At 55.0% G+C, this 18,196-nt stretch carries 18 protein-coding genes and 2 pseudogenes; 11 read left to right on the forward strand and 9 right to left on the reverse strand.

What is annotated here, in order from left to right; translation table 11 throughout:
* Nucleotides 1-29: 29 nt before the first annotated feature.
* Nucleotides 30-791: a glycosyltransferase family 25 protein gene (locus QE435_RS23360; protein ID WP_349042816.1), complete on the reverse strand. Its 762-nt coding sequence runs from the start codon at nucleotides 789-791 to the stop codon at nucleotides 30-32.
* Between the two features lie 208 nt (nucleotides 792-999).
* Here QE435_RS23360 and QE435_RS23365 point away from each other — a divergent pair, with 208 nt between their 5' ends.
* Entirely contained in the window at nucleotides 1,000-1,740 is a 741-nt protein-coding gene (locus QE435_RS23365) for a hypothetical protein (RefSeq protein WP_349042817.1), read from the forward strand.
* Nucleotides 1,741-1,759: 19 nt separating this feature from the next.
* Here the strand turns inward: QE435_RS23365 and QE435_RS23370 are convergent, their stop codons facing one another.
* Nucleotides 1,760-2,227, reverse strand: a complete 468-nt coding sequence (locus QE435_RS23370) for an Lrp/AsnC family transcriptional regulator (RefSeq protein ID WP_309771424.1) — start codon at nucleotides 2,225-2,227, stop codon at nucleotides 1,760-1,762.
* A 236-nt stretch (nucleotides 2,228-2,463) separates the two neighbouring features.
* Between QE435_RS23370 and trxB the strand changes: the two genes are divergently transcribed.
* From trxB to QE435_RS23390, 4 genes are all read left to right on the forward strand, one after another.
* Nucleotides 2,464-3,438: a thioredoxin-disulfide reductase gene (gene trxB / locus QE435_RS23375; RefSeq protein WP_349042818.1), complete on the forward strand. Its 975-nt coding sequence runs from the start codon at nucleotides 2,464-2,466 to the stop codon at nucleotides 3,436-3,438.
* A gap of 24 nt (nucleotides 3,439-3,462) precedes the next feature.
* Nucleotides 3,463-4,359 carry a LysR family transcriptional regulator VtlR gene (locus QE435_RS23380; protein WP_296014747.1) on the forward strand — a complete coding sequence of 299 codons (897 nt, stop codon included), beginning with the start codon at nucleotides 3,463-3,465 and terminating at the stop codon, nucleotides 4,357-4,359.
* A 567-nt stretch (nucleotides 4,360-4,926) separates the two neighbouring features.
* Complete coding sequence (locus tag QE435_RS23385) at nucleotides 4,927-5,217, forward strand: metalloregulator ArsR/SmtB family transcription factor (RefSeq protein ID WP_309771426.1); 291 nt, start codon at nucleotides 4,927-4,929, stop codon at nucleotides 5,215-5,217.
* Between the two features lie 49 nt (nucleotides 5,218-5,266).
* Nucleotides 5,267-6,379 carry an alkene reductase gene (locus QE435_RS23390; protein ID WP_349042819.1) on the forward strand — a complete coding sequence of 371 codons (1,113 nt, stop codon included), beginning with the start codon at nucleotides 5,267-5,269 and terminating at the stop codon, nucleotides 6,377-6,379.
* Between the two features lie 88 nt (nucleotides 6,380-6,467).
* On the opposite strand, the pseudogene QE435_RS23395 reads toward QE435_RS23390, so the two are convergent.
* Together QE435_RS23395 and QE435_RS23400 are read right to left on the reverse strand one after the other, a co-directional pair.
* Nucleotides 6,468-7,258: pseudogene (locus QE435_RS23395) on the reverse strand (IS5 family transposase).
* Between the two features lie 720 nt (nucleotides 7,259-7,978).
* Nucleotides 7,979-8,956 (reverse strand): annotated as a pseudogene (locus QE435_RS23400) (NAD(P)H-binding protein).
* Between the two features lie 104 nt (nucleotides 8,957-9,060).
* Between QE435_RS23400 and QE435_RS23405 the strand changes: the two are divergent.
* Nucleotides 9,061-10,005, forward strand: a complete 945-nt coding sequence (locus QE435_RS23405; RefSeq protein WP_349042820.1) for a LysR family transcriptional regulator — start codon at nucleotides 9,061-9,063, stop codon at nucleotides 10,003-10,005.
* An 88-nt stretch (nucleotides 10,006-10,093) separates the two neighbouring features.
* Here QE435_RS23405 and QE435_RS23410 read toward each other — a convergent pair whose 3' ends face one another.
* Both QE435_RS23410 and QE435_RS23415 read right to left on the reverse strand, forming a co-directional pair.
* Entirely contained in the window at nucleotides 10,094-10,891 is a 798-nt protein-coding gene (locus QE435_RS23410; protein WP_349042821.1) for a glycosyltransferase, read from the reverse strand.
* A gap of 246 nt (nucleotides 10,892-11,137) precedes the next feature.
* Nucleotides 11,138-11,392 carry a DUF2188 domain-containing protein gene (locus tag QE435_RS23415; RefSeq protein ID WP_349042822.1) on the reverse strand — a complete coding sequence of 85 codons (255 nt, stop codon included), beginning with the start codon at nucleotides 11,390-11,392 and terminating at the stop codon, nucleotides 11,138-11,140.
* A 274-nt stretch (nucleotides 11,393-11,666) separates the two neighbouring features.
* Between QE435_RS23415 and QE435_RS23420 the strand changes: the two genes are divergently transcribed.
* Nucleotides 11,667-12,779: a calcium:proton antiporter gene (locus tag QE435_RS23420; RefSeq protein WP_349042823.1), complete on the forward strand. Its 1,113-nt coding sequence runs from the start codon at nucleotides 11,667-11,669 to the stop codon at nucleotides 12,777-12,779.
* Between the two features lie 9 nt (nucleotides 12,780-12,788).
* Nucleotides 12,789-13,316, forward strand: coding sequence for a GNAT family N-acetyltransferase (locus QE435_RS23425; RefSeq protein ID WP_349042824.1), 528 nt, complete (start codon nucleotides 12,789-12,791; stop codon nucleotides 13,314-13,316).
* A 48-nt stretch (nucleotides 13,317-13,364) separates the two neighbouring features.
* Here the strand turns inward: QE435_RS23425 and QE435_RS23430 are convergent, their stop codons facing one another.
* Nucleotides 13,365-14,567, reverse strand: a complete 1,203-nt coding sequence (locus tag QE435_RS23430) for a pyridoxal phosphate-dependent aminotransferase (protein ID WP_306933660.1) — start codon at nucleotides 14,565-14,567, stop codon at nucleotides 13,365-13,367.
* A 398-nt stretch (nucleotides 14,568-14,965) separates the two neighbouring features.
* On the opposite strand from QE435_RS23430, the gene QE435_RS23435 reads away from it, so the two are divergent.
* Both QE435_RS23435 and QE435_RS23440 read left to right on the forward strand, forming a co-directional pair.
* A complete protein-coding gene (locus QE435_RS23435; protein WP_349042825.1) occupies nucleotides 14,966-15,277 on the forward strand; it encodes a hypothetical protein in 312 nt (103 codons plus the stop codon).
* Nucleotides 15,278-15,519: 242 nt separating this feature from the next.
* Complete coding sequence (locus QE435_RS23440) at nucleotides 15,520-16,422, forward strand: DMT family transporter (protein ID WP_349042826.1); 903 nt, start codon at nucleotides 15,520-15,522, stop codon at nucleotides 16,420-16,422.
* 29 nt (nucleotides 16,423-16,451) lie between these two features.
* Here QE435_RS23440 and QE435_RS23445 read toward each other — a convergent pair whose 3' ends face one another.
* Nucleotides 16,452-16,766: a hypothetical protein gene (locus QE435_RS23445; protein WP_306933666.1), complete on the reverse strand. Its 315-nt coding sequence runs from the start codon at nucleotides 16,764-16,766 to the stop codon at nucleotides 16,452-16,454.
* Nucleotides 16,767-16,852: 86 nt separating this feature from the next.
* On the opposite strand from QE435_RS23445, the gene QE435_RS23450 reads away from it, so the two are divergent.
* Nucleotides 16,853-17,068, forward strand: coding sequence for a cold-shock protein (locus QE435_RS23450; RefSeq protein WP_003494703.1), 216 nt, complete (start codon nucleotides 16,853-16,855; stop codon nucleotides 17,066-17,068).
* 92 nt (nucleotides 17,069-17,160) lie between these two features.
* On the opposite strand, the gene QE435_RS23455 is transcribed toward QE435_RS23450, so the two are convergent.
* Nucleotides 17,161-17,859 carry an MBL fold metallo-hydrolase gene (locus QE435_RS23455; protein WP_349042827.1) on the reverse strand — a complete coding sequence of 233 codons (699 nt, stop codon included), beginning with the start codon at nucleotides 17,857-17,859 and terminating at the stop codon, nucleotides 17,161-17,163.
* Nucleotides 17,860-18,196 lie beyond the last annotated feature (337 nt).

Below are 18,196 nucleotides of genomic sequence, written 5' to 3' on the forward strand. Positions count from 1 at the left end.
TGATGACATAACCAAGCTTTGGTGAAGAACTATTTCGGCATTCTTCGCCAGCGGCCAAAGTAGCGAATATTGCACATGAAGCGGAGTATCTTGTCGTAAACTCGATAAATCTCGCGACGGTATCGAAATCTTTTCGACGGCGCGTCTCGGGCAGTTCCAGCCCAGATCTCGGACTGTTCCACTGTTTCAGCGGCATGTATCACGGGAGGTGGCGCGATTGTGTAGCAATATACTCCATGACGCCAAAACCGATCGAGATGACAGTCAACTGGTTCGAACCAGACCTTGGCTGTTTCAATCAGTTTTTTTGCAGCGATTGGAGCTATCGCGTAGCACGATGTCCCATGAGGGCCAATCTTGAGTCTTATAATATCCAGCCCTGATGACAGGTTTTCTACTTTGACCCAGCGGCGTCTTTTATGACGAGAAAAGCGAATGACGCCGTACTTGCCGATCCTGTCGGATGCGGCATCATAGGCTCTCAGGAAGTTTTCATTCAAAGTCACGTCATCTTCGAAAATGAGGAGTGATTTATCTTCAGAAACGCATTGCTCCCAAAGCAGGTAATGACTTGCGTAACATCCCAACTCGCCAGGTGTGAGAATATGTCCATGACGCATTTCAGACTCGACGGGGTCAAAACGGCTGAAGAGCGGGTGGGGCTCAGCCCGTCCATCGACAGCGTCGAAAAAACGGTAGGGCAATCCCAATGGATCCAGCAGTGCCCTCATCGCGGCACGACGCTGGTAGGAACGAGCCAAATTCACAACGACAATATCAAGCTTTTCCATGCGGGGATCCGAAACGAAGATTCCGCCCACTACCATAAAGACCGCAGCAACAAAATTGATATTCCTAGAACCCGTGAATTAATCCCCTTGCCTGTACCAACGCCGACAAAGCCTATCCACGAGGCCGACTATTGGGTTGCGTGGACAGCAAAAGTCGACTTAAAACGGTATCAAAGCCAGCAGCTCCAATTGAGGAACACATTTCGCTATGTCAACAATAGATATTTGCCTCGTTGCCGGCCGCCGACCTGACCTACTTAAAACCACGCTACAAAGCTTCAACGCGTCCGTGTTCCAAAATTTTGAGGTCGCGAACTTCTACGCAAATATCGACCCGATCTTCGGCGACACCGACGACGAGAAGCGAACTCAGGACGTGATCCGCTCATTTTTTCCTGACGCTCATATCAGAGCACCCGAGAGCCCTAACTTCTGTACTGCGGTAAAGCAGAACTGGCTTTCAACACGATCTCCGTTTGTGTTTCATTTTGAGGACGATTGGGTCGTAAACCAGGAAATTTCCTCAGCGGAGATACTTGAAATCTTTAGCGATAAGAATGTCGGACAAGTTTCGCTAAACCACTTCTATAAAAACTGGAATTATAAGCATGGCCATTATCATCGTCAGTGGCCGCGCTGGAAAGTGTTTGGGATTAAGTTCAAGTTGGGTTTTCCGTTTCCGTGCTTCACCACATCACCCTCTTTTTTAAAAGGAGATTTTGCACGGAAGGCTGCGGCGCTGATGGATGACCGCTATGATCCCGAAAAGCAGTTTCATAGCCTCGTTAATCGTCCACTTGTGAAGTTCGTTAGACCGTATAAGAACTTCATTTATGGCGAGGGTAAGCCCTATGTCATTACCGATACCGGACGCGACTGGCGTGACGAACGCAAGATAAAGAAGACGCTCCTCAACAGCACATCGGTCTGGGAAACAACCGAGAGCTGACCTTAAGGGATTTGCCCTCTCAAACCTCAACCAGTCCCAACCTCTTGACCTGCCGGATGGTCAACATCGTGCGCACAGTCTCCACATGCTCGTCCGCCGTCAGCACTTCGATGACGAAATCCTGAAATTGGGTGAGGTTTGCGGCCACGCAGTGAAGCAGGAAATCACTGTCGCCGGAAACCATCCAAGCCTGGCGCACCAGCGGCCAGCGGTCGGTGGCGGCGGCGAAGGCTTTGAGGTTGGCTTCGGATTGGCGCTTCAGGCCCACCATGCAGAAGGCCACGAGATCGAAGCCGAGCTTGGGGGCGTTCAGCATGGCGTGGTAGCCTTCGATGATGCCGGCCTCTTCCAGCTTGCGCACGCGGCGCAGGCAGGGCGGGGCGGAAATGCCGACGCGGTCGGCGAGCTCGACATTGGTCATACGGCCGTCGCGCTGCAGTTCACGCAAGATTTTGAGATCGATGGCATCGAGTTCGACGCTGGCCACGCATGCATTCCTTCGTCAGCGGTTAGGTGCTTCCTTCTACTCCACGCGGCGGGATTCGCAATAATCCGTCGTGCTCGCGACACAAAATTACGTGTTCGCTTGCAACTGCCCTGTTGGTAATGCACGGCTGCCCTTGAATATCGGCACTGGACACCCTTAAATGCTGCGCAAGAAGGGTATCCATCCGCGCGCCACACTGAGTCTGGCTGCCTGCACCCTGTTGAAAGGAACGTCCCATGTCCGCCCGTCACGCAAAGGTTTTGATCATCGGCTCCGGCCCAGCCGGTTACACGGCCGCCATTTATGCTGCTCGCGCCATGCTGGAGCCGGTGTTGATCGCGGGCATGGAACAGGGCGGCCAGTTGATGATCACCACGGATGTGGAAAACTATCCGGGCTATGCCGACCCGATCCAGGGCCCGTTCCTGATGGATCAGATGCTGAAGCAGGCGCAGCACGTCGGTGCGGAAATCGTCAACGATCTGGTGACCGAGGTCGAGACGACTGTCCGCCCCTTCACGGTGAAGACCGATTCCGGCGCTGTCTGGACGGCCGACACGCTGATCATTGCCACCGGCGCCAAGGCGAAGTGGCTTGGCATCGAAAGCGAACAGCATTTCCAGGGCTTTGGCGTTTCCGCCTGCGCCACCTGCGATGGTTTCTTCTATCGCAACAGAGACGTGATCGTGGTTGGCGGAGGTAATTCCGCCGTGGAAGAAGCGCTCTACCTTGCCAACATCGCCAAGTCGGTCACCGTCGTGCATCGGCGTGACAGCTTCCGCTCGGAGAAGATTTTGCAGGAGCGTCTCTTCGCCAAGGAGAATGTGAATATCCTTTGGAACACGGAAGTTGCCGAAATCATCGGCACGCCCGCCAAGCCACCCATGCCGCCATCGGTCACGGGCGCACGCCTGCGCAACACCAAAAGCGGTGAGATCACCGAAATGCCGATCCACGGCGTCTTCGTGGCGATTGGCCACGCGCCAGCGGTCGAACTCTTCAAGGACAAGCTGAAGCTAAAGCCGAACGGCTACATGTGGACCGCACCGGATTCGACGGCAACGGATGTCGAAGGCATTTTCGCCGCTGGCGACGTCACCGACGATACCTATCGTCAGGCTATCACCGCGGCCGGAATGGGCTGCATGGCGGCTCTTGAAGCCGAACGTTATCTCGCGGCACAAGCGCCGCTGGCTGTTGCAGCCGAATAAAGAAGGGCACCAAACCGCATGCCTATGCCATTGGACTGGGACAAACTGCGCATATTTCATGCGGCTGCCGAAGCTGGATCCTTCACCCATGCGGCGGATAAGCTGCATCTGTCCCAGTCCGCCATCAGCCGCCAGGTCAGCGCGCTGGAGCAGGATGTCGGGGTCAAGCTGTTCCACCGCCACGCGCGCGGCCTGATCCTCACCGAACAGGGCGAGTTGCTCTATAGAACCGCGCATGACGTGCTGCTGAAGCTCGAAACCGTCAAGATGCAGCTGACGGAGACGACCGAAAAGCCAAGCGGCAAACTGCGCGTCACCACCACGGTCGGCCTTGGCCAGGGCTGGCTGACGGATAAGGTGCAGGAGTTTCTCCAGCTCTATCCGGAAATGTCGATCCAGCTCATCCTCGACAATGAGGAGCTCGACGTGAACATGCGCCACGCGGATTGCGCCATTCGCCTGCGCCAGCCGCAGCAGTCCGACCTCATTCAGCGCAAGCTCTTCACCGTGCATATGCACGTCTATGCCGCCCCCTCCTATATCAACCGGTATGGAGAGCCGCAGTCGATCGAGGATCTCGACAACCACAAGATCATCTCCTTTGGCGAGCCCGCGCCTAATTATCTGCTGGACGTCAACTGGCTGGAAAATGCAGGGCGCTCATCTGACAACACGCGGCTTGCCCACCTGCAGATCAACAGCCAGACTTCGATCAAACGCGCCTGCCTTCTCGGAATCGGCATTGCCTGCCTTCCCGACTATATCGTGGGACGAGATCCAGGCCTTATCCAGCTGTCGCTTCCGGCCGACATCCCATCATTCGATACCTATTTTTGCTATCCGGATGAGATGAAGAACGCCGCCAAGCTGAAAGCCTTCCGCGATTTCATCGTGGCCAAGGCTCGAAACTGGAATTTCTGATACTTCGATAAACGCTCAAAAACGAACCAATACAAAGAGATAGGCGGCATCGCCGTGCCGAACATCACTTGAATTCAATGCCAGCCTTGCGAAGGAAATGTGACAGCGCGCGCGAGTGATGCACAGGGCGCATGCCTGTCCTGCACAAAAAAGAGTTGAAGCCTGCCCATAAAAACATCATATCGCACACAGCTGATGCACACGGCGGCTTTTCCTCCCAGTTCCGCCGCATCAGCTGTTCCCCTCTGGAGGTTTTTTGACCTTCACAATTACAAGGGCCCTGGAGCAATCCGGCGGCCCTCTTTTTTTACCCGCAATAATTTTCTGAACTGGATGCGTTATTGAGGGAAATTGCCCTTGTTTCCGGCGTCTTTCAGCCCCATATCATATTCAGCACCCGACGCTTTCCAGTTGTTTGGTGCTGTTCCCCTCTGGAGGTTTTTACCTTCAAAACTGTCGGCCGCGGAGAAATCCAGCGGCCTTTTTTTTGAGATAAATTTTCCTCGCTTTCTTGATATCGAAAATTCTCGATATAAATATCATGATGTTTAGATATGCAGGAACGAGATGAACCCCGAAGACGCATTGAAAGCGATCGCCCATCCGGTGCGGTTGAAGTTTCTCAACTGGCTAAAAGCGCCGGAGAACCACTTCAACCAGGCGCACCCTTTCAGCATGGGCGTATGCGCACATCAATTCGAGATCAGCGGTCTCTCGCAGTCCACCGTCTCTTCGCATCTTGCAGCCCTGCAAGCCGCCGGTCTCGTGCGCTCGCGCAAGGTCGGCCAGTGGAATTTCTATGAACGCGACGAAGAAAACATCGCCAAATTTCTAGCCTATCTGAACGAAACCCTTTGACGCATTGGCGCAAACGCTGCGCTCCCTATCAACAGGAAGAGAAAGCACCATGACCAAACTGTTCGAACCCGCACAGGCTGGCGATATAGCCCTCGCAAACCGCATCGTTATGGCGCCGCTTACCCGCAATCGGTCTCCGGGTGCGATCCCGAACAATCTCAACGCCACCTATTACGAGCAGCGCGCAACCGCGGGCCTGATCGTAACCGAAGGCACGCCTGTCTCGCAGCAAGGTCAGGGCTATGCGGATGTGCCCGGTCTTTACAAGCAGGAAGCCATTGAAGGGTGGCAGAAGGTCACCGATGGCGTTCACAAGGCCGGTGGCAAGATCGTCGCGCAGATCTGGCATGTCGGACGCATCTCGCATACATCGCTGCAGCCGCATGGCGGCCAGCCCGTTGCGCCGTCTGCCATTAAGGCGAAGTCGAAGACCTATATCATCAATGATGACGGCACCGGTGCATTTGCCGAAACGTCCGAACCCCGTGAACTTGGCACCGCTGAAATTCCCGTCATTCTGGAAGACTTCCGCAAGGGCGCACGTGCCGCCATCGAGGCAGGCTTCGATGGCGTCGAAATCCACGCCGCCAATGGTTATCTGATCGACCAGTTCCTGAAATCCGGTACCAATCACCGCACCGATAATTATGGTGGCTCGATCGAGAACCGCGCACGCTTCCTGCTGGAAGTGGTGGACATCGTTGCGAGAGAAATCGGTGCCGGTCGTACCGGTATCCGCCTGTCTCCCGTCACACCGGCCAATGACATTGTCGAGACCGACCCCCAGCCGCTTTTCAACTACGTGGTGAAAGAGCTTGGGAGCCGTGGCCTTGCCTTCATCCACGTCATCGAAGGCGCAACGGGCGGCCCGCGTGATTTCAAGCAGGGCGACAAGCCTTTCGACTACGCCACCCTGAAAGCTGCCTACACGCAAGCCGGCGGCAAGGGACTCTGGATTGCCAATAATGGCTATGACCGTGCATCCGCCATCGAAGCGGTAGAGAGCGGCAAGGCCGACGCCATCGCCTTCGGCAAGGCCTTCATCGCAAATCCGGATCTCGTCCAGCGCCTGCAGGACAACGCGCCGCTGAACGAACCGAACCAGCAGACCTTCTACGGCGGCGGGGCTGAAGGCTATACCGACTATCCGGCACTAGCTTAATTGGGAATTGGACGCAGCGCACATCAGATAGGTGCGCGGCGCTCGCCCTGGGCTAGGTCCATCCCTAAGAGTCGGACTCGAAAAGCGTTCAACGATATCGATACCTTGCAAGCCGCCTTGTGATGAGGCGCATGTTGGCGATCATGATCCAGGCCTCTGATGAGGCGATGGACTTTTCGACGTCCTTTGCCAGTCTGCGGCATCTGCCGAGCCAGGCGAAGGTTCGTTCGACGACCCAGCGGCGCGGCAGGACTTCGAAGCCTTTCGCCTTGTCGGCCGCCGCTTCAACCTGTCGCCCGCGTAACCACCATCGCCGAAGATGCGCAGCAACCATGGCCACCTGTAGCGAATTTATTTCAGGAGATCGGGAGCACCATCGCGATCCTGGACATCAGCGCTGTGCACCATGAGGCCAACCATCAGACCAAGCGTATCGACGATGATAGGACGCTTGCGGCCTTTGATTCTCTTGCCCGCGTCATAGCCCCGGATACCGCCGCTTTCCGTGGTTTTGACGCTCTGGCTGTCGATGACGCCAACTGTCGGAGAAGCCTCTCTACCCTCCAGTTCGCGGGCTTCCATCACCAGATGATGGTTGATGCGGGACCACAGCCCCAATGCCCGCCACTCTTAGAAATTGCGCTGGACAGTCGAGCACGGCGGAAAATCCTTCGGCAGCATTCGCCATTGGCAACCGGTCTTGGCGATGTAAAGCGGCGCATTCACCACCTCTCGCAAGTCGGTCGTACGAGGACGCCCCAAGCGGCGCGGCATTGGTAGGAACGGTTGAACCAACTCCCATTCCCGATCCGTCATATCGCTTGCGTAGCGTGCCGTTCGCCGGGCATATTGCCGACGGGTGATTTTGGTCCAGGCCATTATGAACTCCATCGAATCTCGCAAATCCGAAGGAAGCATAACCTGTTGAAATCACCCACTTCTTTCTGAAGCAGCCTCTAATCCGAGCCACAGTTTCATTCATGTGACCACAGGTTTTAATCTAAGATGTACCGACTGACTCCTGAAATGCGCTGGCGCTGTTTCAGTCGGCAGAGCCTATATAATCGGCTAGCTTCAACATCAAACATGGGGACGCGTATGCAGCGGCACGAAATTCTAGAATCACATGCTGAAATACTTAGATTTCACTCCGTATTCGACGGCACAAACGCATGTCTGGAGTGTAAATATGAAGCTGATGATAAGGTCGAATCAGTTTTCGTCGTCTTTTTTGGTGTCGTTAGCTTCGAGTTCAATTCTACGATACCAAATAAATATCTGAATCTTCAAGAAGGCGTAATTTTTGAAGAAAAAACGCGAATAATGCGACACGATAAAAAAGTAAAATCATACAACTGTAATATTAATTCTCATAATTTTCTTCACATTGAAGCTGTTGATTTTGAGTTGATGGCTGGTTCGCCGCCGACTATGTCCGAGTTATTTTCGAAATTCGTTGGCGTAGATTTTATTTTAAGCAATTAGGAGAGAGCAGAATGTGTGGAATCCCCCTAGGCGAAGGCGTGAAGGAAAGCTATCTCAGTGAACTTTACGGACGTGCTGCGACCTTCGCCGAGATATGTCGGAAGCCGAAGGAAATCAAGGGTGCGGCCCAAGGCAATTCAAATCCTTGAGCGTGGCAAAGACGGCCGCATCGACCGGCGTGCGCGGCTCGTCGCCGAGAAACGTCACAAGCTTCTCGTTGCTCATCCGCACTTCCTTTTGCCAGAGATAGCGCATCTCCAGGATTTACTTGAACAGCGGTACGAGGGGTGCGCAGAGGCGAAACAACCACCATGGAACGCGCTTCATCTTAACGTGGTGCCCGACGATGCGCTCGATAGCGGCAGGCAAGTGGCGCCCATTCGCATCCCAGAAGCCTTCCATGTGAAAGACAGCGAAGGGTGGTAGCTCATCGGCACGCGCGAGCAGACGCATCATCGTCTCCGCCACATCCGGAAGATAGGCCCATTGGTGGCCGATCCCGGGTCTTCCCGGATTGGAGATGGCGCGCACAGGCTTTCCGGGCTGAATGAGACCCTGGCTAAACCAGTTGTTGCGCGCCTTCGGTCCAAAGAAATCTCCGGCGCGAACAATCAGCACCGGCACGCCTCGCCTTGATGCCGCGCACAGCCGCTCTTCCATCTCCACACGGATCTTTCCCTTGCGCGTCGTCGGCCTCTGCGGGCTGTCCTCCCTCAACAAGGGAAACGCATCGGGGCCGAAATTATAAACGGTGCCGGGCAGCAAAATGCGCGCACCAACTGTCTCCGCCGCATTGATGGCACTATCGAGCATGGGCAGAACAAGCGTCTCCCAGTTTCGATAACCGGGTGGGTTGACCGCATGAACGATGAGCGAGACGCCTTGCGCGGCCCGCACTACATCTTCCGCTATCATCACGTCACCGACGCACCATCCAATCATCGGGTGGTGAGAGGTTGGCGCCTTATCCCTGACAAGCGCCCGCACCTTCCAGCCTCGTCCAAGCAGAGCTTCGGTAATGTGCCCGCCAATGCCACCGCGGGCGCCAAGAACCAATGCTGTTTGCTGCTCGCGCTGTTTTACCTCGGCCATGATCAACTCCAATCCTTTTGAGCAATTTTTATCTGGACTGGAGCATGGACGAAAAGATTGCTATACAGAATTAGCTAAACACGTTTACCGGCCATACAAAAATTATGATCATTGATCGCGAAATCAGTTGGGATTACTACCGCACCTTCCTCAGCGTGCTGCGCGACGGTTCGCTGTCTGCCGCGGCAAGAGAGCTTGGCATCACGCAGCCAACCGTCGGCCGCCATATTGGAGCCCTCGAAGAAGCAATCGGCTACCAGCTCTTCATCCGCTCGCCTCACGGCCTTGTTCCAACCGATGCAGCGATTGCCCTTAAGCCCTATGCGGAAAATCTGTCCGCCACCGCAGCGGCGCTCGTACGTGCCGCCTCCGGTGAAGTCGGCAAGATTGAAGGCGCAGTCAGGATCAGCGCCTCGGATGTCATCGGTGTGGAGGTCCTACCACCCATCATCGCGGCGCTACAGGATACCTATCCCAAGCTCGAAATCGAGCTTTCGCTCTCCGATACCATCGAGGATCTGCTGCGGCGGGAAGCGGATATCGCCATTCGCATGACCGAGCCTGTGCAGGATGCGATCGTCATGCGCTATGTGGGCAATTTTCGCATCGGCTTTCACGCGACGAGCGGTTACCTGCAGAAAATGGGAACGCCAATGAAGAAAGAAGATCTGGAGGGGCATCGCCTCATCGGCTTCGATCGCAAGACGCCCTTTATCAGAGCAATCCTCCAGAATATGAAGAAAGAAAATCCGGCAATTCCCGACGCCGATCAAATTCCTTTCGCCACGCGCGCCGATAGCAATCTGGCGCAACTTGCGCTGGTACGCGCCGGTACAGGGATCGGCATGTGCCAGATCGGACTGGCAAAACGCGATGAGACGCTAGAACACATCCTGCTGGAATTCGAAGTGGCACTTCACACTTGGGTTGCCATGCACGAGAATCTTCGAACCTCGCCACGCTGCCGTGCGGTCTTCACTGCTTTGGTGGATGGGCTCAAAGCACACCTGAAAGCGACCGACCCGGAAGCACCATCATCGAAGCGCTGAGCTATTCGCAATCGTACTAACAGCGACAAATACCGGCCTCGGCTGCCATTTCTGATAGTAACGACGTTTAGACTGAATGGCCGTATGGTCAGGCCACACCAGGGAAGAGCAGAGAAAATTTCCACTTCAAATGCGACAAGCGACGTGTGAGTGAGATGGGCACCCTCTTAAGCCTAGTAGAAAATCTCGATAGCTTAGCGAGCATATTGGTCGCACCCTCAAAACTAGTGGACCTGCCGTCGCCACCAATATGATGAACACCACCATCGGCCAAGATAAGAGCACGGTACCCTTGTCTCTTCAGGTAGATGCTCGTTCGAGCCTCTCCCATTACGGTGTATCCACCAGGCATCTTCTTGTAATGGGAAAGCCTCCTGAGGCCGGGGTTGAAAGTAAAGTTACCCCATACGTGGTGCGCTTTCGGATCGATCGGTCGCATGGACACGCCCCGTACTACTTGCTGTTTTTCCTTTTTCATCCACCTCGGCGCACCGAGATCATTTCGTGGCCATACCAAAGTGACAGAAGAATCAGCTTCCATCAACAGAACCGAGTCGCCAACGACATTCGGACGTGTAAACAACCAATCGTCCTCGCAATGAAAAATAAATTCGGTATCCACCATTGAGTAAGCTTTATCAATAGAGCAAAATTGGCCCAAACTCGGCGAGTTGATAACAACTTCAATATTAAGTTCGGGGAATTTAGTTGTAACGTCTCTTACGGCATCATTACCGGAATCTTCTATCAGTATAAATCGGTGTATAGGGTAGCTATTGTGTTTTGAAAAAGACGCAAGTGTCCTTTCAAGCAAGTCAAAGCGATTGCATGAAGTTAACACCACGGTAACTGCTGGAAATACAACACTCTCAATATCGGTAGACAACGCGCAGAATCCCACAAAATCGTAAGTCTCCTCACTATAGCGCGGTCAGGCGCATCTTTCTATAGTATTATTTTTAATTACAGTACATTATTAATTTGTTTATTAGTATTTTTTAAATAAGTTAATAATAATATGAAAACTCGCGCATGAACGGGTGCATAATGCTTGCGAGGAAATGGTGAGCAAGTATGAACTCACAACAGATAATGGAGATTTACAGCCAAAGTATATTTGGGTGAACTACGATTACCCGCCCGAATAACGATCCACCACCTCAGCCTCCGGCCTGTCGCCACCCTGGCTAAACTCTTCGTGCCAGCGTCCGCGTTCGTCCTGATAGCTGATTTCCTCATCCTCGCCACCGACCTGCTGTTCAGCCGCAGCGATCTTCGCGGCCTGCACGGCATCTGAGTGGGTGGGGAAGGCTTCGGAATAGGCGCCGTTCATTCGGTACGCCCAGCCGCCGTCGTGCTCGACGATTTCATAACACACCTTGGTCATGCGCATGTCCTCCTGTTATGCTTGGAGAAGATTGACAACCAATACCGCAAACAGGCATTTCAGGACTGAGATCGCGGTTTCGTTATCATGTCCTCGCGCTCACTATCCTACCAAATGGCCAAGAGTGCAAACCCGCCTCTCGACCTGTCACTGAAAAGATCATCGGCCCAACGCATTTTCGCCCGGTCATAGTTAGGCGTGAAAATATGGGAAGCCGGAAGTTGCAGCAACGGAGCCTGTATTCAACGGAGCGGCTCTGAGACCTGGAGGGAAGATGTCCGTCGCCACCACTTTGAAGCAGGAGCGCATGCTGTTGCTGGCCGTTCCAGTCGCGGTTGTCGCCTATCTGGCAGAACATAGCGTGCTGGAAGCGAGCAAGGCGCTATCCTTCGTTGTCGCGGCGGCGCTGATTGCCGTGATCGTTGCGGTCTCCATGCGGGTTGCCCACCACGCTGAGATCCTCGCTGCCAAGGTGGGAGACCCCTACGGCACGATGATCCTGACGCTATCTGCTGTCGCGGTCGAAGTGCTGATCCTCGCCATCATCATGAGCGAGTCGAGCTCCCCTACCCTGGTGCGCGATACGATCTACTCGGCGGTGATGATCGACATCAACGGCATCCTTGGTCTGGCAGCCCTACTCGGAGGTCTACGCCACGGCGAGCAACCATACAATGACGATTCCGGGCGCACCTATGGCGTGATGATCCTCACCGCCATGGGCATTTCCATGATCGTGCCGGAATTCGTGCCGGAAGCAAAATGGCATCTCTACTCTGCCTTCACCATCGTTGCGATGATCGCGCTCTACGGCCTCTTCCTGAAAATGCAGGTCGGTCCGCACAGCTATTTCTTCAGCTACAGCTATCCGCGCGCAGACCGCAAAAAGGCTGCTCCGGAAGGTGATGCGCACGGCCATGAGGAGGAGGACGGTTCGGCTGCCTATTCGATCGGCGCCATTCTCGTCGGCGTTGTGCTGATCGGCGTTCTGGCGGAATTCATGGCCGCCTTCCTCACCCATGGGCTGGAAGGAAGCGGCGCACCGGAAGGCCTGATGGCTGTCGTCGTTGCCACCATTTCGGCAGCACCGGAAATCCTCACGGCCATGCGTGCCGCCTTGCGCAACCGCATGCAGCCCGTCGTCAATATTGCCATGGGCGCCTCGCTCTCGACCGTCATCCTCACGGTTCCGGTCATGGAAGCAATCGCGCTCTATTCCGGCCAACCCTTCATCATGGCGATGACGCCGGTACAGACGGTGATGGTCTTCATCACGCTCATTGTCGCAGCCATCAACCTCAATGACGGCGAGACCAATGCCATCGAAGGCATGACGCACTTGATTCTGTTCGCCACCTTCATCATGTTGCTGTTTCTTGGGCTGTGAGGGTGTGCATTGGTTGAACTCAGACCGGCGAAGCTGTGCGATGCCGAGGCCATCGCACATGTTCATGTTCACGTCTGGCGTGAGACGATGCGGGAACTGGCCTCCCCGTCCGTTTTTGCAGCCCTGGATGAGGAACATCGCCTTCGCTACTGGACAAAGAAATTGTCCGAGACTGAGCCGCACCAACTGGTTCTGGTGGCGGAGATCGGGCAAGAGATCGTCGGAATCGGCGCGGTCGGCCAACCGTCAGATCCGATTTTTGGCTCCCGTGCAGAGATCAAGAACCTCTACGTCCTAGCCAGCGTCCAAAGGCAAGGGATCGGCAAACGACTTCTTGGAGGCCTGGCAACCCATGCCAAAGCCATGGGCTACCGCTCCGCAGGCCTCAGCGTCGTCAAGGGCAACGAGCCCGCTTGCAGATTTTATGAAGCGCTCCATGCATGCAAGATCGGTGAGTTTCGCGATCCGGGGCCAATCTGGCGGTCCGACAACATCGTCTACGCCTGGGACGATCTCGACCAACTCATCACACAATAAAAAACCCGGCATCACTGCCGGGCTTCTTTTGGTCGATGCCACCAAGCTTTAGCGGCAATTGGCGCAGAAACGCTGAATGCGGTTGCAGGCCTCTTCCAGCAGCTTTTCCGACGTCGCGTAGGAAATGCGGAAGTTTGGACCGAGACCGAAAGCGGAGCCGTGAACGACTGCAACACCTTCTGTTTCCAGAAGCTCGGTGACGAAATCTTCGTCGGTCTCGATCACCTTGCCGGACGGCGCCGTCTTGCCGATCAGACCGGCGCAGGACGGGTAGACGTAGAACGCGCCTTCCGGAACCGGGCAAGTGATGCCCTTGGCCTGGTTCAGCATGGAAACCACCAGGTCACGGCGGCCTTCGAAGATTTTCTTGTTGGCCGGAATGAAATCCTGCGTGCCGTTCAGCGCCTCGACAGCTGCCCACTGGGCAATCGACGTGGCACCCGAGGTCTGCTGGCCCTGGATCATGTCCATCGCCTTGATGAGCGTGAGCGGACCAGCGGCATAGCCAATACGCCAGCCGGTCATCGCATAGGCCTTGGAAACGCCGTTCATCGTCAGCGTGCGGTCATAGAGCGAAGGCTCCACTTCCACCGGCGTCACGAACTTGAAGTCGCCATAGGTCAGGTGCTCATACATGTCGTCGGTCAGGATCCAGACATGCGGATGCTTGACGAGAACGTCGGTCAGCGCCTTCAACTCGTCGTGGCTGTAAGCCGCGCCCGACGGGTTGGATGGCGAGTTGAAGATGAACCACTTGGTCTTCGGCGTGATCGCCTTTTCAAGCGCTTCCGGCTTCAGTTTGAAATTGTCTTCCAGCGTGGTGTTGACGAAAACCGGCGTGCCGCCGCAGATCGCCACCATTTCCGGGTAGCTCACCCAGTAAGGTGCTGGAATAACGACTTCATCACCCGGGTTCAGGGTTGCCATGAAGGCGTTGAAAAGAATCTGCTTTCCACCGGTACCGACAATCGTCTGCTCCGGCTTGTAGTCCAGACCGTTTTCGCGCTTGAACTTCTCGGCAATCGCCTTGCGCAGTTCCGGAATACCGGAGACAGGCGTGTATTTCGTCTTGCCCGCTTTAATAGCGGCAATGGCTGCTTCCTTGATATTGTCGGGCGTATCGAAATCCGGCTCGCCGGCGCCAAGGCCAATCACATCGCGACCCTGTGCCTGAAGTTCGCGAGCTTTCTGCGAAACGGCGATGGTGGCGGATGGCTTTACGCGGGAGAGAATGTCGGCAAGGAAGGCCATTTTTATCGGTCCTATTGAAGTTGACATCGACAGAAGTTGCGGCGGAATGTCGCCCTCTGCGGCAAGTGGTATGTCGAAAGACCGAAAGTCTTTCAAGGTCAAAACCCATGAAAAGATGAGATGGGTCGCATTTACTTTCTCGCAGAACGGACGATCAACCCCGCCAACATGAAACGGCTTGCATGCTTGGAAGACATCATGTCCGGGCGAGACCGCCGATCACGCCACAACGGAGCGTACGCCGAAAAAATCGGCAGATTTGCCGGCCTTAACCTCTCGTTAATTCGTGCCTTTTTATCGCCACAATAAATGCTCCGGACTGACGAATTTCGGTCTCCAAGGGGTCCACTTCCAAGCCTCTTTTTAGCACGCGGGCAAAAGAGACGAGGACTATCACGATGCTTATCAATCACCGGAATTCGGCGGATCGGCTGAAGGTACAGAGAATGCTGTTTTCTCTGTGGATGGCGCTTGCGGCCATCATGGTTATTCTCACCATGGCAGCGGGCCTTGCGACCTCCTCTCACGCTTCAGACGCGGTCGACCCCATGACAACCTCAGCCATTGCCAGCGCGCCGATTTCGAAAGCATCGGATCGCATCTTCGTCACCGGTCTTGTGGCACTCGGCTTCGGCACGTTGGGCGTCGGAGGCGTACTCCTGACGCTCAGCAGCATTCGCGAAAACCGTCTGCGCCGCAACCGTGAATGACTGCCCTGCCCGTGCCTTGCCGAACCATCCCCTTGCTGATAGAGCACCGGTGAAATGGCTGTCTGGGGCGCTTGCTCCCAGACGAGGGTTACCTCCGCCATCTTCAGGGTCAAGATCTGCTGCTTCACGCAACGCCGCTTCGTCTCCCCGGCAGCCTCGGGGCGTCGGCTTCCAAGCGGAACCGATCGCCTTTTCGACAAGACAATGAAGCAACACGTATGTTGCTTCCTTAGTGGTGAAGAATGACGCGCATTCAGGCAAACCTCGTACTGCTTCTTGCTGCCGCGATCTGGGGTGGTGGTTTTGTCGCGCAGTCCACGGCCATGGCATCCATCGGTCCGTTCTGGTTCGTAGGCTTGCGCTTTGCCATTGCAGCCCTTGCGGTCCTGCCATTCGCGCTCATGGAAACCCGCCGAATGGGTTCGAAGCCGAGCAAGGCGGAGTACCGCACCTTCGGTCTTGTCGGCGTGACCCTCTTTATGGGCGCCACCACCCAGCAGGTGGGATTGCTCACCACCTCCGTTACCAATTCCAGTTTTTTGACGGCTCTTTACGTCATCTTCGTACCGATCATCGCTGTGCTTATCTATCGGCGTTACCCGCATTGGGTTGTGTGGCCGGGCGCCACGATGATGCTGATCGGCATCTTCCTGCTGTCTGGCGGCGCCTTCAGCAGCCTGACGACTGGCGATTTCCTCAGCATCACCTGTGCCTTCTTCTGGGCGGTACAGATCACGCTTGCGGGCCGTGCCGTCATGGCAAGCAGGCGGCCGCTTGCCCTTTCATGCGTGCAATTTTCCGTCTGCGCCATTCTCAGCATGGTCATCGGCGCGGCCTTCGAGCCGATCAATGCCCAGGCGATTGCAGCCTCGATCCGCGAGATCCTGTATGTGGGCATCGTCTCGTCCGGTCTCGCTTTCGTTCTTCAGGTCATCGGCCAGCGCTACACCACGGCGCCCCAGGCAGCCATCTTTCTCTCTTCTGAAGCCCTGTTTGGCGCACTTTTTGCGTCACTCTTTCTTGGAGAGATCATTCCGGCGGCCGGTTACATTGGCTGCGCCATCATTTTTTCCGCCATTCTGCTGGTCGAATTGGTGCCGGAGCTTACGAAAAGACGCCACCAAAAACTTAGCGAAGCAGGCTAAATCCGCGCCGTCTATTGATGAAGTCTTCATCACTCTGCGCGAAAATTGCCGAAAATACCCATCGCCAACGATGGTTTTGTTTTATCAGCGATGCCCGTACGGGAAAAAATTCCGCTCCACGCGTTATACGCGCTAAACGCCACCGATTGATCGCGGTTGGCGCCTAAAAACTTTTGCTTGCCAATTTTAAATAAACACATCACTCTATCGCCGTTCGGGCAATTTGCGAGCGTGGGAAGACCTAGGAATAGATGCATCGGAGACAATACTTCGAGCGGTGGGAACAACAAAACGTTGATCAGAACGTCAAGTCTTCCACAGCGAAGGTTCAATCTCTCAAACATCAAGAACTGCCTGCCGTACGCCCTAGCGGGCAAAACTGTAATGCTGCCTGGAGCTGAACACAGGCAGAGCGAAAAGGACCTGATGCATGGCCGAGACTGGCACCGTTAAATTCTTCAATACCGACAAAGGCTTCGGCTTCATCAAGCCAGACAATGGTGGCGCTGATATCTTTGTTCACATCTCTGCCGTACAGGCTTCCGGCCTGTCCGGTCTTTCGGAAAACCAGAAAGTGAGCTTCGACACGGAACCGGATCGTCGCGGCAAGGGCCCCAAGGCAGTCAATCTTCAGATTGCTGGCTGAGCCATAACGACTTCTCTTCTAGTTGAAGCCCGGCAGGAATGCCGGGTTTTTTTATGGCTTTGATTGCGGGAAACGAAGCCGCCCTAATCTCTTCAGTTGGCGCTCTTCTCGGTCCCGCTGACAGCATTCGGTGCTGCACCAATTGGGCCGAGATTTTGCAGATAAGGGTTAGAGCGCCGCTCTTCACCGAACCGCCCGCCAGGGCCGTGTCCGCAGATGAAGCCCACATCGTCCCCAAGCGGCAGCACCTTATCACGGATGGAAGCGAGCAACTGCTCGTGGTTTCCGCCAGGCAGATCCGTGCGACCGACGGAACCGTTGAACAGCACGTCGCCGACATGCGCAAAACCCTGCGCGCGATTGTAATAAATGACATGACCCGGCGCATGACCTGGGCAATGATAGACCTCGAAACTGTGATCGCCGAAGGACACCACATCCCCATCTGTGAGCCAGCGATCCGGCAGCACGTTGTGCATACCGGTGATGCCGTATTTCTGCGCCTGGGTTTCAATGCGCTCGAGCAGCGGACGATCGTCCTCATGCGGGCCAATGATCGCGAGGGACAAACGCTCCTTCAATTCCTTCGCCCCACCCGCGTGATCCAGATGGCCGTGGGTCAGCCAGATCTCCTTCAGCGTGATGCCATTCTCGGTAACGGTCTGAACGATGACATCGACATCCCCACCCGGATCGACAACCACGCCTTCCTTCGTGTCTTCATCGAAAAGAATGGTGCAGTTCTGTTCGAATGGCGTGACCGGAATGATCCCTGCCTGCAACTTTCCCATGATGACCTCCTGCTTTCAAAACCTGTCCTCCCTATAGACTCGCATGCGCGACAGCACAATGAAATGCGAAAAAAGCAAAGCTTCGAAAGCATTGTCGATAATATTAAAGAACACGAAAAATCAGTATCTTGCCGAAGTTTACCTAGCATCTTTTCAAACATAGTGTTCACGATTCCGGGAACGGAAAAGCAAAAGCTGCGTTCTTGCCCCAGTCTTCAAAGGAGTGAGACATATGAATAAGAAGCTGAAACTGATGATTGCTGGCGGCGCTTTCGCTTTGGTCGCCGGATATGCCAATGCGGCCATGGTTGCGACCACGGCATCTGACATTTCGGTA

This window comes from Agrobacterium sp. SORGH_AS 787 (assembly GCF_030819035.1).
In the GTDB taxonomy this organism is placed as follows: Bacteria; Pseudomonadota; Alphaproteobacteria; order Rhizobiales; family Rhizobiaceae; genus Agrobacterium; species Agrobacterium larrymoorei_B.

Excerpts from the sequence above, each read along its gene's own strand:
- QE435_RS23360 (WP_349042816.1), bottom strand. The coding sequence starts at position 791 with ATGGAAAAGCTTGATATTGTCGTTGTGAATTTGGCTCGTTCCTACCAG.
- QE435_RS23365 (WP_349042817.1), top strand. The coding sequence starts at position 1,000 with ATGTCAACAATAGATATTTGCCTCGTTGCCGGCCGCCGACCTGACCTA.
- trxB (WP_349042818.1), top strand. The coding sequence starts at position 2,464 with ATGTCCGCCCGTCACGCAAAGGTTTTGATCATCGGCTCCGGCCCAGCC.
- QE435_RS23380 (WP_296014747.1), top strand. The coding sequence starts at position 3,463 with ATGCCATTGGACTGGGACAAACTGCGCATATTTCATGCGGCTGCCGAA.
- QE435_RS23385 (WP_309771426.1), top strand. The coding sequence starts at position 4,927 with ATGAACCCCGAAGACGCATTGAAAGCGATCGCCCATCCGGTGCGGTTG.
- QE435_RS23390 (WP_349042819.1), top strand. The coding sequence starts at position 5,267 with ATGACCAAACTGTTCGAACCCGCACAGGCTGGCGATATAGCCCTCGCA.
- QE435_RS23405 (WP_349042820.1), top strand. The coding sequence starts at position 9,061 with ATGATCATTGATCGCGAAATCAGTTGGGATTACTACCGCACCTTCCTC.
- QE435_RS23415 (WP_349042822.1), bottom strand. The coding sequence starts at position 11,392 with ATGACCAAGGTGTGTTATGAAATCGTCGAGCACGACGGCGGCTGGGCG.
- QE435_RS23420 (WP_349042823.1), top strand. The coding sequence starts at position 11,667 with ATGTCCGTCGCCACCACTTTGAAGCAGGAGCGCATGCTGTTGCTGGCC.
- QE435_RS23430 (WP_306933660.1), bottom strand. The coding sequence starts at position 14,567 with ATGGCCTTCCTTGCCGACATTCTCTCCCGCGTAAAGCCATCCGCCACC.
- QE435_RS23435 (WP_349042825.1), top strand. The coding sequence starts at position 14,966 with ATGCTTATCAATCACCGGAATTCGGCGGATCGGCTGAAGGTACAGAGA.
- QE435_RS23440 (WP_349042826.1), top strand. The coding sequence starts at position 15,520 with ATGACGCGCATTCAGGCAAACCTCGTACTGCTTCTTGCTGCCGCGATC.
- QE435_RS23445 (WP_306933666.1), bottom strand. The coding sequence starts at position 16,766 with ATGTTTGAGAGATTGAACCTTCGCTGTGGAAGACTTGACGTTCTGATC.
- QE435_RS23450 (WP_003494703.1), top strand. The coding sequence starts at position 16,853 with ATGGCCGAGACTGGCACCGTTAAATTCTTCAATACCGACAAAGGCTTC.
- QE435_RS23455 (WP_349042827.1), bottom strand. The coding sequence starts at position 17,859 with ATGGGAAAGTTGCAGGCAGGGATCATTCCGGTCACGCCATTCGAACAG.